The sequence below is a fragment of the Solwaraspora sp. WMMD937 genome (assembly GCF_029581175.1).
Taxonomy (GTDB): domain Bacteria; phylum Actinomycetota; class Actinomycetes; order Mycobacteriales; family Micromonosporaceae; genus Micromonospora_E.
Genome location: NZ_CP120738.1, coordinates 288,857 through 303,770, shown reverse-complemented (window position 1 = coordinate 303,770; position 14,914 = coordinate 288,857). Strand labels below are relative to the sequence as shown.

The 14,914-nt window shown below is 71.4% G+C and carries 16 protein-coding genes; 10 read left to right on the top strand and 6 right to left on the bottom strand.

Features of this window, described 5'->3' with window-relative positions:
- Positions 1 to 30 precede the first annotated feature (30 nt).
- Positions 31 to 966 carry a hypothetical protein gene (locus tag O7621_RS01415; RefSeq protein ID WP_282232377.1) on the top strand — a complete coding sequence of 312 codons (936 nt, stop codon included), beginning with the start codon at positions 31 to 33 and terminating at the stop codon, positions 964 to 966.
- 321 nt (positions 967 to 1,287) lie between these two features.
- Here O7621_RS01415 and O7621_RS01410 read toward each other — a convergent pair whose 3' ends face one another.
- On the bottom strand, positions 1,288 to 2,628 hold the full coding sequence (locus tag O7621_RS01410; RefSeq protein WP_282232376.1) for an MFS transporter: 1,341 nt from the start codon (positions 2,626 to 2,628) through the stop codon (positions 1,288 to 1,290).
- A gap of 160 nt (positions 2,629 to 2,788) precedes the next feature.
- Between O7621_RS01410 and O7621_RS01405 the strand changes: the two genes are divergently transcribed.
- Positions 2,789 to 3,547 carry a phosphoglyceromutase gene (locus O7621_RS01405; protein WP_123605757.1) on the top strand — a complete coding sequence of 253 codons (759 nt, stop codon included), beginning with the start codon at positions 2,789 to 2,791 and terminating at the stop codon, positions 3,545 to 3,547.
- 66 nt (positions 3,548 to 3,613) lie between these two features.
- Here the strand turns inward: O7621_RS01405 and phoU are convergent, their stop codons facing one another.
- On the bottom strand, positions 3,614 to 4,261 hold the full coding sequence (gene phoU, locus O7621_RS01400; RefSeq protein WP_123605756.1) for a phosphate signaling complex protein PhoU: 648 nt from the start codon (positions 4,259 to 4,261) through the stop codon (positions 3,614 to 3,616).
- Between the two features lie 197 nt (positions 4,262 to 4,458).
- Here phoU and O7621_RS01395 point away from each other — a divergent pair, with 197 nt between their 5' ends.
- Entirely contained in the window at positions 4,459 to 5,784 is a 1,326-nt protein-coding gene (locus O7621_RS01395; protein WP_282232375.1) for an ATP-binding protein, read from the top strand.
- Between the two features lie 34 nt (positions 5,785 to 5,818).
- A complete protein-coding gene (locus O7621_RS01390; protein WP_281553047.1) occupies positions 5,819 to 6,502 on the top strand; it encodes a response regulator transcription factor in 684 nt (227 codons plus the stop codon).
- A 49-nt stretch (positions 6,503 to 6,551) separates the two neighbouring features.
- On the opposite strand, the gene O7621_RS01385 is transcribed toward O7621_RS01390, so the two are convergent.
- Positions 6,552 to 7,391 carry a hypothetical protein gene (locus tag O7621_RS01385; RefSeq protein WP_282232374.1) on the bottom strand — a complete coding sequence of 280 codons (840 nt, stop codon included), beginning with the start codon at positions 7,389 to 7,391 and terminating at the stop codon, positions 6,552 to 6,554.
- 76 nt (positions 7,392 to 7,467) lie between these two features.
- Here O7621_RS01385 and O7621_RS01380 point away from each other — a divergent pair, with 76 nt between their 5' ends.
- Both O7621_RS01380 and O7621_RS01375 read left to right on the top strand, forming a co-directional pair.
- Positions 7,468 to 8,466: a Ppx/GppA phosphatase family protein gene (locus O7621_RS01380; RefSeq protein WP_282232373.1), complete on the top strand. Its 999-nt coding sequence runs from the start codon at positions 7,468 to 7,470 to the stop codon at positions 8,464 to 8,466.
- A gap of 10 nt (positions 8,467 to 8,476) precedes the next feature.
- Positions 8,477 to 9,316, top strand: a complete 840-nt coding sequence (locus tag O7621_RS01375; RefSeq protein ID WP_281553050.1) for a sugar phosphate isomerase/epimerase — start codon at positions 8,477 to 8,479, stop codon at positions 9,314 to 9,316.
- A gap of 61 nt (positions 9,317 to 9,377) precedes the next feature.
- Here the strand turns inward: O7621_RS01375 and O7621_RS01370 are convergent, their stop codons facing one another.
- The 3 genes from O7621_RS01370 to O7621_RS01360 are packed head-to-tail and all read right to left on the bottom strand — an operon-like array spanning position 9,378 to position 11,404.
- Positions 9,378 to 9,929, bottom strand: a complete 552-nt coding sequence (locus O7621_RS01370; protein ID WP_281553051.1) for a CGNR zinc finger domain-containing protein — start codon at positions 9,927 to 9,929, stop codon at positions 9,378 to 9,380.
- 18 nt (positions 9,930 to 9,947) lie between these two features.
- On the bottom strand, positions 9,948 to 11,114 hold the full coding sequence (locus tag O7621_RS01365; RefSeq protein ID WP_282232372.1) for a glutathionylspermidine synthase family protein: 1,167 nt from the start codon (positions 11,112 to 11,114) through the stop codon (positions 9,948 to 9,950).
- Positions 11,115 to 11,116: 2 nt separating this feature from the next.
- Complete coding sequence (locus O7621_RS01360) at positions 11,117 to 11,404, bottom strand: hypothetical protein (protein ID WP_282232371.1); 288 nt, start codon at positions 11,402 to 11,404, stop codon at positions 11,117 to 11,119.
- Between the two features lie 110 nt (positions 11,405 to 11,514).
- On the opposite strand from O7621_RS01360, the gene O7621_RS01355 reads away from it, so the two are divergent.
- From O7621_RS01355 to O7621_RS01340, 4 genes are all read left to right on the top strand, one after another.
- The gene (locus O7621_RS01355) at positions 11,515 to 12,435 is read left to right on the top strand and encodes a proline dehydrogenase family protein (RefSeq protein ID WP_282232370.1); all 921 of its coding nucleotides are present in this window, start codon (positions 11,515 to 11,517) and stop codon (positions 12,433 to 12,435) included.
- Between the two features lie 71 nt (positions 12,436 to 12,506).
- Positions 12,507 to 14,123 carry a hypothetical protein gene (locus tag O7621_RS01350; RefSeq protein WP_282232369.1) on the top strand — a complete coding sequence of 539 codons (1,617 nt, stop codon included), beginning with the start codon at positions 12,507 to 12,509 and terminating at the stop codon, positions 14,121 to 14,123.
- A gap of 195 nt (positions 14,124 to 14,318) precedes the next feature.
- Positions 14,319 to 14,531 carry a helix-turn-helix domain-containing protein gene (locus O7621_RS01345; protein WP_123605749.1) on the top strand — a complete coding sequence of 71 codons (213 nt, stop codon included), beginning with the start codon at positions 14,319 to 14,321 and terminating at the stop codon, positions 14,529 to 14,531.
- Positions 14,532 to 14,752: 221 nt separating this feature from the next.
- Positions 14,753 to 14,854, top strand: coding sequence for an AURKAIP1/COX24 domain-containing protein (locus O7621_RS01340; RefSeq protein WP_007465623.1), 102 nt, complete (start codon positions 14,753 to 14,755; stop codon positions 14,852 to 14,854).
- Positions 14,855 to 14,914: the final 60 nt, after the last annotated feature.

Sequence of the window (14,914 nt, the reverse complement as noted above, 5' to 3'; positions counted from 1 at the left end):
AGGGACACTGTCAAAGGGAGTGAGCAGACCATGCCGCAACAGACCAGTACCCGGCGCCGCAGCCCGGCGTCGGACGGACGGTCCAAGGCCGGCCGTAGCTCCACCTCGGCCCGCAGCTCCACCTCGGCCCGCAGCTCCAGCCCGGCCCGCAGCTCCAGCCCGGCCCGCAGCTCCAGCCCGGCCCGCAGCTCCAGCCCGGCCCGCAAGTCCAGCCCGGCCCGCAAGTCCAGCTCGGCGACCATCGGCCGGGCCGGCGGCGCGGTACGGGAGAGCGACCTTGCCGACCTTCGCGTCGACGAATTGCGAGACCAGCTGCGCAAGCGTGGGGTGACCGGCACGTCCAACCTGCGCAAGCCCGATCTGATCAAGTCGTTGGCGCGGGCGATGCGACGGGGTACTCCGGCGCGGGCGAAGCAGGCGTCCCGGCCGAAGGCCGGTTCGCCGACCTCCCAGCGTTCGGCACCGGCCGGCAAGAGCACCGGTGCGGCCGGCAAGAGCACCGGCGCTGCCCGCAAGAGCGCCGGTGCGGCCCGCAAGAGCGCCAGTTCGACGGGGCGGAACACCTCTGGCGCCGGCGGCGGCGGACGGTCCGGCGGGGGCAAGATCCGGTCCGGAGCCAAGTCGTCCAGTTCGCTGAAGTACGCCCAGCGTATCGACGATCCGCAGCAGCATGCCGAACGTGCCGGGCGTAGCCTGGTCACCACCGATCACCGGACGATCCGGCAGTGGGCCGACGCCCGGGGCGGTACACCGGCGACCGTCAGTGCCCCTCGCGATGGCCGGCCCAGCGTGCTGCGGATCGACTTTCCCGGCTACGGCGGCGGCAATCTACGAAAGATCTCCTGGGATGAGTGGTTTGGGACGTTTGATCAGCGTCGGTTGAACTTCATCTACCAGGAACAGCGCACGGACGGTACGCCGAGCAATTTTTTCCGGCTCGAATCCCCCGACCGTGAAGATGCCTGAGCGTGTATTCGCCATCACTCGTCGGTGTTGTCGCGGGCGTAAACCCGTTCGGCACCTCGGATGGTGTGATTGGGCGTACAACCGAATCGCCTTGTCCACCGGAAGTGTCAGGAACTACGGTTGAGTCACGCGCCGAGCCCGGGATTGGCTGGGGGCCGTCGGACCGGTTCGGTCCGAACAACCGGGCTGGGTGCCGGGGGACCGGTGGCATTGGGCCGTTGGGGGACGGCGCCACCCGAAACCGGCGGCGAGGGGGAGCGACGCTTACGGGGGTGAGTGTCGCTCCCCGCCGCCGGCTATCCGTTTCCGCCTGCCCGGCAACTACTGCGGATGATGAGCCGCTGCCAGCGGCTGTTGGGACCCCTCCGGCGTCCGGGCCCGGTCCGGCGTCGCCAGCTGGGACCGGGTCGGCCGGGTCACGGCCGAAGCGGCGGTCCGCAGTTCGGCGGCCCGTCGCTCGCGGGCCGGACCGGCGATCAGCTGACCCACCGCGACCACCCCGCCGATCGCGGCGCAGCCGAGCCACAGCGCGGCGTTTCCCGCGTACTGCCAGACGAAGCCGCCGGTGATCGGCGCGGCGAAGGCGGCGACCGACCAGGACAGCGAGAAAACACCCTGGTAGCGGCCGCGCAGTGCGGCCGGGGTCAGCTCGGCGATCAGCGTCGCGTTCGATGGCGAGTTGAGCATTTCGCCAGCGGTCCAGATCAGCACTGTCACCGCGTACAACCAGGCGACGTCGGCGACGGCGGTCAGGCCGAAGCCGACCCCGACGATCACCGCCGCCAGAGCCAGCACGTGCGAGCGGTTGCGGCCGGTGATCAGCCGGGGGACGAAGAGCTGCCCGATCACGATGAGTACGCCGTTGAGCGCCATCACCGCGCCGAACGTGGTGGGCGACAGCCCGTCGTCGGCCATCGCGATCGGCAACATCGAGCCGTGCTGCATGAACACCATGGCCAGCAGCACGTTCAGCCCGACGAAGCCGAGGAAGACCCGGTCGGTGACGACAACCAGCAACCCGGCCGGTCGGGCCGCGACCACGGCCGCGCCGAGCGGTGCCGCCGCCTGGGTCGCCGGCCGGGTCTCACCGACCTTGACGAAGACCAGCGCGGCGGTGGCCAGGGTGGTGCTCGCGTTCACCGCGAACAGCAGGAAGTAGTCGACCTGCGCGGCGAGTCCGGCGAGCACCGCTGCGAACGCGTACCCCAGGTTGATGGCCCAGTAGTTCAGCGAGAAGGCCCGCAGCCGGTCGGCGGCCGGGACCACGTCGATCATCATCGCCCCGTACGCCGGCCGGGCGCCCTCGTTGAACAGGCCGAGCAGTGCGGCGCCCACCAGGAGCAGCCACCACCGGTCGGCCAACCCGAGGACGATCAGCATGGTGGCAGCGCCCAGGTGCGCGGTGAGCAGCGTCGGGCGTCGCCCCCAGCGGTCGGCGAGCGTCCCGCCGAGCAGGGTGCCGACGGCTCCGCCGGCGCCCCAGGCGCCGAGCACCAGGCCGGCCTGGGAGCCGGTCAGGCCGCGCCCGGCGGTCAGGTAGATGGCCAGGAAGATCACGACGAACGAGCCGAGCCGGTTGATCAGACTGCCGGTCCACAGGTACCAGAAGGCCCGGGGCAGGCCGCTGGTGGTCTGCTGTAGCCATCCCCGCGCACCCGACATCGGCTAGCTACCCCCGTGCAGTAATGAACAGTGCAACACCTGTGCCTTACACGCTAGGCGGCGGGCGGCGTACCGAGCATGCGAATTTCCGCGTGGCGGTCGTCACCCCGGCCGGCCGGTGCCCCGGGCCGGTGAACCTCCGGGCACCGGGTCCGGCAGGATGGACGACATGACTGTGGGGACACTGGTGCTGCTCCGGCACGGCGAGAGCGAGTGGAACGCGAAGAACCTCTTCACCGGTTGGGTCGACGTGGATCTGACCGCCAAGGGCGAGGCCGAGGCGCGGCGTGGCGGTGAGCTGCTGGCGCAGCACAACCTGCTGCCGGACGTCGTGCACACCAGCGTGCTGCGGCGGGCGATCCGGACCAGCGAACTGGCGCTGCACACCGCGGACCGGGGCTGGATCCCGGTGCGCCGGTCGTGGCGGCTCAACGAGCGGCACTACGGTGCGCTGCAGGGCAAGAACAAGAAGCAGACTCTGGAGGAGTACGGCGAGGAGCAGTTCATGCTCTGGCGTCGCTCCTACGACACCCCGCCGCCGCCGATCGCCGACGACGACGACTGGTCGCAGGTCGGCGAGCCGCGGTACCGGGAGCTGCCGCCCGAGCTGATGCCCCGGACGGAATGCCTGGCCGACGTGGTGCGGCGGATGCTGCCGTACTGGTATGACGCGATCGTGCCGGACCTGCTCGCCGGCAAGCAGGTGCTGGTCGCGGCGCACGGCAACTCGCTGCGGGCGCTGGTGAAGCACCTCGACGGGATCTCCGACGAGGCGATCGCCAAGCTGAACATCCCGACCGGTATCCCGCTGCGCTACGACCTCGACGGCGCGCTGCGGCCGGTCAACGTCGGCGGTGACTACCTGGACCCGGACGCCGCCGCTGCCGCGGCCGCCGCGGTCGCCAACCAGGGCCGCTGAGCCGTCGGACCAGGGGTACGGGACGTTGCCCGCCCCGTACCCCTGGCCCCGGCCCGGCCCTGGTGCTCAGTCGTTCGGGTTCACCCCGGTCACGTGGTAGACGACCCGCCGGCCGGCATTGACCGCGTGGTCGGCGTACCGCTCGTAGAACCGGCCCAGCAGCGCGCCGTCGATGGCGGTCTCCGCACCGTACGGCCAGTCCTTGCCCAGCAGCACCCGGAACAGCTTGCGGTGCAGCTCGTCCATCGCGTCGTCGTCGCTGTCGAGCTCGGCGGCGGTCTTCGCGTCCGGGGTACGCAGCACCCCGACCACCTTCGCGATCATGCGGTCGGCGACCTCGGCCATCTCCGAGAACACTCCGCGTAGCTCGGCCGGGACCGCTGGTGACGGGTGTCGCCGCAGGGCGGTCTTGGCCACGTGGTCGGCGAGGTCGCCCATCCGCTCCAACCCGGAGGCCACGTGCAGCGCGGTGATCGCCATCCGCAGGTCGGAGGCGACCGGCGCCTGCCGGGCCAGTAGATCGCTGACCCGTTCCTCCACCGTGCGGTAGAGGGCATCGATCTCGGCATCGTTGACCAGTACCAGCTCGCCGGCTTCGCGGTCGGCGGTGAGCAACGCGCCGGTCGCCCGGCGCAGCGCCGTCTGAGCGGCTTCCGCCATCGATACCAGCAGCTCGCTGATTTCCTGCAGCTCGGCCTGGAACTCCTCGCGCATGGTGGCCTTCCGTCGTCGTGGTGGGAGGTCTCGGTCCTGGTCCCGCCCGGTGTCGCCCACACCGTATGGCGGCTTGCCGGCACCCAGATGAACAGGGGTGAACAGAGTAGGGCGGCAGTATGAACATCTGGCGATTGCGGTGAGATATGTCCTGTTCGGGTGGCTGACCAGGTTAACAATGACCCTACGATCGCCCCGTGGATTGGGCGGTTCTGGCCGGCGGTGCGGCCGTCGGCACTGGCGGCGGGCTCGTCGCCGGTCTGCTCCTGGCGCGAGCCCGGGCACGACAACTGGCATCCGCCCCGGTCGAACACCGGGGCGGGCAGCGTACGTCCAGCAACGGGAGGCCGCAGATCGTCGCGAACGACGCCGCTGCGGCACCCCCGACGACCCCGGACCGCAGCCTCATCGACTCGTTGGCCCGCCGGAGCCTGGACTCGTTGCGGGTCGGCGTGGTGGTGCTCGACGACACCGACGTGCCGGTGCTGGTCAACCCGGCGGCCCGGGCGATGGGCATGCTCCGGGCCGGGCCGACGCCGGGCAGCGTCACCGCGCACCCGATCATCCGTACCCTGGCCGGGCAGGTCCGCCGCACCGGTGTGCGTCGCGAAGTGGAGCTTGACCTGCCCCGGGGCCGCGAAGGTGGCACCCAGGACCCGCTCGGGGTGCATCTGCGGGCCGTCGGCCTGCGCGGCAACCACGTGGCGGTCGAAGCCGCCGACGTCACCGAGTCGCACCGGGTGGCCCGGGTCCGCCGGGACTTCGTCGCCAACGTCAGCCATGAGCTGAAGACCCCGATCGGCGCCCTGCAGCTGCTCGCCGAGGCGTTGCTGGACGCCACCGACCCGGACAGCGCGGTCACCGACCCGACCGAGGACGTGGCCGCCGCCCGCCGGTTCGCCGAACGGATTCAGCACGAGTCGACCCGGCTCGGCCGGCTGGTCAACGAGCTGCTCGAACTCACCCGGCTACAGGGAGCCGAGCCGCTGCCGGCCCCCGATCCGATTGCTGTCGACTGGGTGCTGGCCGAGGTCGTGGACCGGACCCGCACCCCGGCTGCGGCCCGCCGGATCGAAGTGACGGTGACGGGCGAGCGCGGGCTGACCGTGTACGGTCGCGACAGCCAGGTAGCCACCGCGGTGGCGAACCTGGTGGAGAACGCGATCGCCTACTCCGGCGAGGACACCCGGGTCACGGTGACCGCCTCCCGGGCCGACGAATACGTCGACATCGCCGTCGCGGACCAGGGCATCGGCATCGCCCCCGACGAGGTCGACCGGATCTTTGAACGGTTCTACCGGGCCGACCAGGCACGCTCGCGCAGCACCGGCGGCACCGGGCTGGGCCTGGCCATCGTCAAGCACATCGTCACCAACCATGGCGGTCGGGTCGAGGTGTCCAGCACGCTGGGTGGAGGGTCGACGTTCACGCTGCGGCTGCCTGCCAGCCCGCCGGACGCCGCACTGCCGCTACCCGAATCGGTTGAGATCGACACCGGTCCGGCCGCGCACGAGCAGGTCTGAGCGGATCAGGCCGGACACAGGGAAGGAACGACAAGTGGCCCGGGTACTCGTGGTGGAGGACGAGGAGTCCTTCTCCGACGCGCTCTCCTACATGCTGCGTAAAGAGGGGTTCGAGGTGTCGGTGGCGCCAACCGGCACCGACGCGCTCACCGAGTTCGACCGCACCGGAGCGGACATCGTGCTGCTCGACCTGATGCTGCCCGAGATGTCCGGCACCGAGGTCTGCCGTGAACTACGGCAACGCTCCCGGGTACCGATCATCATGGTGACTGCCCGGGACAGCGAGATCGACAAGGTGGTGGGCCTGGAGATCGGCGCCGACGACTACGTCACCAAGCCGTACTCGCCTCGGGAACTGGTCGCCCGGATCCGGGCGGTGCTGCGCAGACAGAGCACCGAGGTGATTGAGCCGTCCACCGCGACGCTGACCGCCGGACCGGTCCGGATGGATGTCGAGCGGCACGTGGTGACCGTCGGCGGGGACTCGGTCCAGCTGCCGCTGAAGGAGTTCGAGCTGCTCGAGCTGCTGCTGCGCAACGCCGGCCGGGTGCTCACCCGGGGGCAGCTGATCGACCGGGTGTGGGGTGCCGACTACGTCGGTGACACCAAGACCCTCGATGTGCACGTCAAGCGGCTGCGTTCCAAGATCGAACCGGAGCCGTCGGCGCCGCGCTTCATCGTCACCGTGCGCGGGCTGGGCTACAAGTTCGAGTCCTGACCAAATGTTGGGGCCGGGGCCGGGGCCGGGGCCGGCGGTCGCGTCGGTGTCACTCCGACCGACGGGCGTTCGGCGTCCGCCGACGCGGCGTGGCCGGGTGCGCTGCCACCAGGCCGCGCCGGGCCCGTGCCGCGCACAGCTCGGCCAGGCGGGCGTACGCCGCCTTGCCGACCAGCGCGGTCAGCTCCGGCTCGTACGACCGGTACATCGGCTCGCCCCCGACGTGCGCTTCCGGCGACGAGGTGCACCACCAGTCCAGGTCGTGCCCACCGGCACCCCAGCCCCGCCGGTCGAACTCGGTCAGCGTGGAGACCAGCACCTTGCTGCCGTCCGGACGCTTGGTCCACTCCTGGTCCCGGCGGATCGGCAACTGCCAGCAGACGTCCGGCTTGTACTCCAGCGGATGCACCCCGTCGCGCAGCGCCTGGGCGTGCAGCGCGCAGCCCCCGCCGCCGGGGAAGTCGGCGTCGTTGTGGAACACGCACGGCCCGTCGGCGCTGCGGGTGGCGGTCCGCCGCGCCGGATTCCTACCGTCGACGGTGTCCATCTCGGTGTAGTTCTTGAACCCGCGCCGGTAGTGCTGCCAGGTCTGCGGGGTGAGCCGCTTCGCAGCCGCCTTGACCCGGTTCTCGTCGTCGCTGTCGGTGAAGAAGGCACCGTGCGAACAGCAGCCGTCCCGGGCCCGCCCGGCGATGATGCCGTGGCAGGACCCACCGAACACACAGGTCCAGCGGGACAGCAACCAGGTCAGGTCGGCCCGGACCAGATGCGCGGCGTCGGCCGGGTCGACGAACTCGATCCACTCACGGGGAAAGTCCAGCTCGACCTCCCGACTGCGGGGGTCGGCCGGGGTCTCGACCAGGATCCGGAGCTCGTCACGGGGTGCCACCCGGCCAGCGTACGCCTGCCACCTGCGGCGGACCGGGCAAGCGGGTCGGTACGCCGGGTTGGCCTAGGGTGATCACATGCGACTGGGTGTGCTCGACGTCGGTTCCAACACCGTGCATCTGCTCGTGGTGGACGCACACCCCGGCGCCCACCCGTGGCCGGCACACTCGGAGAAGTCGCTGCTGCGGCTCGCCGAACAGATCGGACCGGACGGCGCGCTCACCCCGGCCGGGGCGGACGCCCTGGTCGAAGCGGTGGCCGCCGCGCGGGCCGCAGCCGACCACTGGCAGACCAGCGACCTGATCGCGTTCGCCACCTCGGCGGTGCGCGACGCCACCAATTCGGCGGCGGTGCTGGCCCGGGTCCGCGCCGAGACCGGCGTGCACCTGCAGGTGCTCTCCGGCGCCGACGAGGCCCGGATGACCTTCCTCGCGGTCCGCCGCTGGTTCGGCTGGTCCGCCGGCCGGCTGCTGGTGCTGGACATCGGCGGCGGCTCCCTGGAACTGGCCGCCGGGGTCGACGAGGAGCCGCACCTGGCCCAGTCGCTGCCGCTCGGGGCCGGCCGGTTGACCCGGGAACGACTCGGGGTCACCCCGTTCACTGTCAGCCCACCGGCCGCACAGTTCGTCACCGACCTGCGGGAGTACGTCGACGCCCAGGTGCAGACGATGGTTCCGCTGCTGCAGGCGCAGGGCTGGGACCGGGCGGTCGGCACCTCCAAGACGTTCCGCACCCTGGCCCGGCTGACCGGGGCCGCGCCGTCCAGCGCCGGGCTGTGGGCACCCCGGCGGCTGACCCGTACCGGGCTGCGTCAGGTGACCGGGTTCATCCGCCACATCCCGCCCGCCGAGTTGCACGAACTCGAAGGGGTCAGCGCCAGCCGGGGGCATCAGTTGCTGGCGGGGGCGGTGGTGGCCGAGTCGGTCATGCGGCAGTTGGGCATCGAGTCGCTGGACATCTGTCCGTGGGCGCTGCGGGAAGGGGTGATCCTGCGCCGGATGGCACAATTGGAGCTTATCTCTGCCGGTGACCTTGGCGTGGTCACCGATCCGGCAGGTCTGCGCCGGCCGGGCTAGGCTGGGCGACGTGACCTCCGCGGTACCCGTGCTGCTCTCCAGCTCATCGGTGTTTCCCGAGCCGACGGCGGCCGCCTTCGAGCTGGCCGCCGCGCTCGGCTACGACGGCATCGAGGTGATGGTCTGGACCGATGCGGTCAGCCAGGACGCTGGCGCGCTGCGTGGGCTCGCCGCGCACTACGGTGTGCCGGTACTCGCTGTGCATGCCCCCTGCCTGCTGGTCACCCAGCGGGTCTGGAGCTCCGACCCGTGGGAACGACTGCGCCGCTCGGCCGTACTGGCCGAGACGCTCGGCGCGCCGACCGTCGTGGTGCATCCACCGTTCAGCTGGCAACGCGACTACGCCCGTACCTTCGCCGACGGGCTGCGTACCCTGCGCGACGCCCACCCACAGGTGCGGTTCGCGGTGGAGAACATGTTCCCGGTCCGGATGGCCGGCCGTGAGTTCGTCCCGTATCAGCCCGGCTGGGATCCGACCGAGGTCGGCTACGACGCGTACACCCTCGACCTGTCGCACTGCGCCGCGTCGCGGGCCGACGCACTGGCCCTCGCCGCCGCGATGGGCGACCGCCTGGAGCACGTGCACCTCGGCGACGGCAGCGGCCTCGGCCGCGACGAGCATCTGGTCCCCGGCCGGGGCAACCAGCCGTGCGGCGAGCTGCTCAGCTCGCTGGCCGGCAACGGCTTCCGGGGCGCGGTGGCGGTCGAGGTCGCCACCCGCGGCGCCCGCAGCCGTACGGTGCGCGAGGCCGACCTGCGCGAGTCGTTGGCGTTCGCCCGCCGGCACCTGGCCACCATCGACGGCGGCAGCCCCGGCTGGTCGGCGACCGTCGACCAGCCGGCCGGCTGAGCCGGAAAGACTGGCCGGCCGGGCCGGAGGAAACTGGCCGGCTGGAGTCGGGGAAAACCGGTCAACTGACCGGCAGCAGCGGCTTGTCCTCGACGGCGGCGCGCTTGCGGGCCCGGTGCGCGGCCACGTGCGAACGGGTGGCGCAGCGCTCCGAGCAGAACCGCCGGCAGCAGTTCGACGACGTGTCCAGGTAGACGTTGCCGCAGCGGGCGTCAGCGCAGACGCCGAAGCGGGCACTGCCGTACTCGCACAGCCAGACCGACAGCCCCCACACCGCCCCGGCCAGATACTCGGCGCTGACCGAGGCTCCCCGGCCGGTCACGTGCATGTGCCAGTCGTTGGAGTCGTGGCCGGAGATTCGCGGCTGCACCGGAAACGCCGCGAGCAGCGAGTTGAGCTCGGCGACCGCGTCGGCATCGCGCCCGGTGGTGCCGTACTCGAAGACATCCCGCAGGCGTCTAGCGGCCCGCCGGAACACCGTCAGGTCGCGGTCACAGACCTCGTCGCACATCCAGACGTGGTCGCCGTGGAACAGCGCCCTCAGGTCGTCGAGGTCAGCCAACGGGGAGTTGACCAGATCAACTGCGGTCCGCGCGTAGGCGTCGAAGTCCACCTGACAACCGTAGACGATTCAGATCGCCCGGTGGGCGGCCACGTAGTGCGGCAGAAACCGGGCGTACCCGTCGGTTATCAATCCGGAACTCTCCCGCAGCCCGGCGCCGGCCGACTCGCCGGCCACCACCCAGCTGCCCAGCACCAGATGGTTGCCGTCGAACGCCGGCAGCGCCCGGAACTCCTGGTAACACCAGCCTTCGGCACCGTAGTCGCCCGGATTCTCGATCTCACCGCCAGCGGTCACGATCCGTACCGCCGCGCCTTCCCGGCCGAGCAGCGGCTTGGCGACGTACTCCGGCATCCCACGCGGTCCGTCCAGGTACGCCGGCAGCAGGTACGGGTGGTCCGGAAACAGCTCCCAGAGCACCGCCAGCAGCGCCTTGTTCGACAGCAGCAGCTTCCACGCCGGCTCGATCCAGGTGGTCGGGGTGCCCGGTTCGAGCGCCAACCGCCCGTACGGCTCGGCCAGCATCCACTCCCACGGGTAGAGCTTGAAACAGGTGGTGATCGGCTGGTCGGCGGCGTCGACGAAGCGCCGGCCGTCCCAGCCGACGTCCAGCATCGGTAGCAGCTCGGCGGTCAGCCCGGCCTGGCGGGCGGTCTCGGCGAGGTAGCCGGCGGTCATCAGATCCTCGCCGGTCTCCTCCTCGCTCGACCAGGTGACGTGCACCCCCGGGTGGTACATCCCGGCCTTGATCTGCCCCCAGCCCGCCACCAGCCGTTCGTGGAGGCTGTTCCACTGGTCGAGCTGCGGTCGGGTGTCCTCCAGCCAGTACCACTGCACGATCGCGGCTTCGACCAGGGCGGTGGGGGTGTCGGCGTTGTACTCCAGCAGCTTCGGCGGCCAGGAGCCGTCGTACCAGAGGTCGAACCGGCCGTACAGACTCGGTGGCCGCTCGCGCAACGACCGGGCGACGGCGTCGGTGGCCCACGCCGGGATGCCGAAATCGGCGTACCGTCGGTGCGTCACCACGTGCTCGGCCGCCGTCACCGCCATCCGGTGCAGCTCCTCGGTCGCCTCCTCCAGCCGCAGCACTTCCGGTAGGTCGAAGGCGTAGCAGGCGGATTCGTCCCAGTAGGACATCACCGAGCCGTTGGGCAGTTCGGTGTCGGCGTACACCAGACCCTGCTGCCGTACCGTCGCGTCCCAGTCCGGCCGGGGTCGACAGGTTTCGCGCCGCACGCTCAGCCGCCGCAGGAGGCGAGGTGAGTGCCGAATCCGCCTCGGTCGGGCATGGCCGCTGTGGTGTCGGCCGGAGCTTCCGGCGTGGTACGGGCGACGAACGCCCCGGCGCCGCCGGCGGCCATCGCCAGCACCGTCGTGCCGCCGCCGGAGCCGGTACCCATCGACCGGTCGTCGTCGCAGTCGTCGTCCGGGACGAGGTTGCAGCCGGAGAGGGAGAGCGCCAGCGCGGTGAGCGCACCGAGCTGGACACTGGTCGACCGGAGCCGGCGCGGGGAGATCTTGTCCACAGCACTGTTGTAGCTCACCGACGCACGCCCGGCGTCGGTGGACCTCCGCCAGCAGCCGGACCTCGGCTACTGGCCGGGCCGGTCGTGGTCAAGGGCGATACGCTCGCCCTATGCTTCGCTCGGTCATCCTCGCCGCGTCCCGGTCGACCACGATCGAACGGCTGGTCGCCGCTGCCCCGTTCAGCCGTGACGTGGTACGCCGATTCGTCGGCGGCACCACCATCGACGAGGCGTTGACCGCCGCGGCCGAGCTCACCGGTACCGGTCTGGTGATCAGCATCGACCACCTCGGTGAGGACACCACCACCGCCGAGCAGGCCAGCGCGGTGCGGGCGGAGTACCTGGCCCTGCTGGACGCGCTGGACCGGGCCGGTCTCGCCGCCGGCGCCGATGTCAGCGTGAAGCTCTCCGCGCTCGGGCAGCGGTTCGACGAGCCGGCGGCGACCGGGCACGCCCAGGCGATCTGCGCGGCGGCGGCCGCCGTCGGTGGCACCGTCACCCTCGACATGGAGGACCACACCACCACCGACTCGACCCTGGACATTCTGCAGACGCTGCGTGCCGACCATCCATCCACCGGGGCGGTGCTGCAGGCTTACCTGCGGCGTACCGAGACGGACTGCCGGGAGCTGGCCACCGCCGGTTCCCGGGTGCGGCTGTGCAAGGGGGCGTATGCGGAGCCGGAGTCGGTCGCCTACCAGTCGGCGATCGACGTCGACAAGTCCTTCGTGCGGTGCCTCAACATCCTGTTCTCCGGCGCCGGCTACCCGATGCTGGCCACTCACGACCCGCGCCTGATCGCGATCGCCGAGGACCGGGCCCGCTGGTTCGACCGGGCGCCGGAGGAGTTCGAGTTCCAGATGCTGTACGGGGTCCGACCGGCCGAACAGGCCCGGCTCGCGGGGGAGGGCTACACCATGCGGGTCTACCTGCCCTACGGCACCGACTGGTACGGCTACCTGATGCGCCGGCTGGCCGAGCGTCCAGCCAACGTGGCATTTCTCGGCCGGGCGCTGCGCTCCCGCGACTGACGCCGGCACGCTGTGTCGCCGCTCAACCCGGGCTGGACCGGGATGGTTCCGGTCCCCGTATCATTCGCCGGGTGACCGACCGGCAGGACTCCGTACCGACCGATCAGCCGGACCCGGACGGATCGGCGGACCGGCCGGAGTCCGATGGATCGGACGAATCGGACTCGTCTCCGACGGACCAGCCGGAGCGGCCGGATCCTGCGCCGGTCCCGGTGACCCCGCCGCCGGAGCGCCGCTGGTCGCTCTGGCCGGTGCTCGGCATCGTCGCGACGGTGTTGTTCTGCGCCGTGCCGGTGGTCGGCGCGGTGGCGCTGATCGACCGGTTGCCCAGTCCCGAACCGCCGGTGATCGAGCCGACGGTCACCCCGCAGACCGGCCCGCCGGCCAGCCCGGTGCCGGGTGACCCGCCGGCCGCTGCCCAGGCCTGGCTGCGTGCCCAGATCAACGCCCTGCTCGACCAGCAGGCCGCCGCGCTGATCGCCGGCGACGAACGGGGCTTCCTCGCGGTCGCCGAGCCCGGCTCGGCCGCCCACGACGATCTGACCCGTCAGTTCCAGACCCTGCGCGCGATGCAGGTGACGGCGTGGCGTCCGTCGGTCAGTACGCTGCCGGTCGAGTTCGACCCGACCGCCAGCGCCACGCTCACGCCGGCGGCCACCGGGTCGGCCGCGCCGACCGCGACGACGACCACTGCCCCGACGGCCACGGTCACCGCCGCGCCGACGCCGACCGCGACGACGACCACTGCCCCGACGGCGACCGCGACGGTCACCGCAGGCCCGCCACCGACCGGCACCGAATGGCGGCTGCTGGTCAGCTACCAGCACTGCTTCGTGGTGCCCTCCTGCGAGACCAGCGAGGTGGTGGTCGGTCAGCGCTGGAGCACCGAGGGCGGACGGCTGCGCCTCGTAGCGGTCGAGCCGTCGCTGACCCTGCAGGACGGGCCCCGGCCCTGGGAAGTCAGTGAACTGGTCGTCGCGACCGGCAACCGGACCTTGGTGGCGACCACCCCGCAGTACCGGGACCTGCTGCCCGACCTGCTGCGTGACGCCGAGGAGGCGGCGGCGGTCGCGGACCGGTACGCGGTCTCCGGTGCCGCCCCGGACCGGTACCGGGTCTTCTACGCCGGTGCCGACGAATGGGGCAGCTGGTACGGCGGCAACCGTCCGGACTGGACCGCCGGGTACGCGGTGGCGGTCGGCGGCGGACACTACGAGATCGTGCTCAACGGCACCAGTCTGCGCGACGTGGTCCGGCCGGACCTGCTGCGTCACGAGTTGACCCACGCCGCGTCCCTGCCGGACGGCGGGAACCGGGAGCGGGCCGCCTGGTGGCTGATCGAGGGACTCGCGGAGCACGCGGCGGCCGGCGGCCGGCCGGTGGTCCGCTACGAAGGGCTGGACGACGTCCGCCGGCTGGTCCTGGAACAGGACTGGCAGGGGCCGCTGAGCAGCGTCGAGCCGACCGCGGACGCCGAGGACTGGCAGGTAGGTGCCGGGTACGGGGTGGGCTACCTGGCGGTCCGGCACCTGGTCGACCGGTTCGGTGAGGAGCGGACGTTGGCGTTCTTCCGGTCGGTGGTGCACGACGGCGTGGGTCTCGACGAGGCCGCCCGGACGCACTTCGGTGAAGCCTGGGAGGGCCTGCAGGAGGCGTGCGTCGACTACGTCCGGCGGGCGGTCGGCTGAGCTGTCACCCGCCGCCGTCGTGCCGGTAGCTCGTACGGGTGTCGGCCGCCCCGCCGTCGGGATCAAATGACGGAACGGATCGCGCCGGTCACAGTGACCCCGTTACCGTACTGGTAACACGTGCGTTGTCCGTCGCGGCGCGGAAGGGTCCCGCCGGGCGGCACGCGCCGGGGAAATGGGATGGATTGGTGAACCATGGCAGGATCACCACAGTCCGAGGACAGGCTGTCGGAGGTCAAGTTCCTGACCGTCGCCGAGGTGGCGAGGGTGATGCGGGTGTCCAAGATGACCGTCTATCGACTCGTGCACTCCGGTGAGCTCTCCGCGGTACGGGTCGGCCGGTCGTTCCGGGTGCCGGAACACGCGGTGCACGAGTACCTGCGAGGGGCTTTCCGGGAAACCGCCTAGCGGGTATCCGGAGACGCCCGGCACCGACGCGTCCCCCGGCTGGCGCCGGGGCCGCGTTGGTGCTGATGACACGCGCGGGCTAGGCTTGACGCCGGCCGTGCCGACGCATGCGCGGGTGAGTCCGCCCGCCGGCCCGGCCGGTTGTCCAGTTCGGTCCACGCGTCAGCCTCACCGCACGCTGCGCACGGGCCGACCCGAACGTTCGTTGGAAAGGCTTTCGTATGGGCTCGGTGGTCAAGAAGCGCCGCAAGCGTATGGCCAAGAAGAAGCACCGCAAGCTGCTGCGCAAGACCCGCGTCCAGCGTCGACGTCTCGGCAAGTGACCGTGGCCGGGCCCAGGCCCGGCTCAGCAACGCTCCGGTCACCCGCCGGCACTTGGAGGG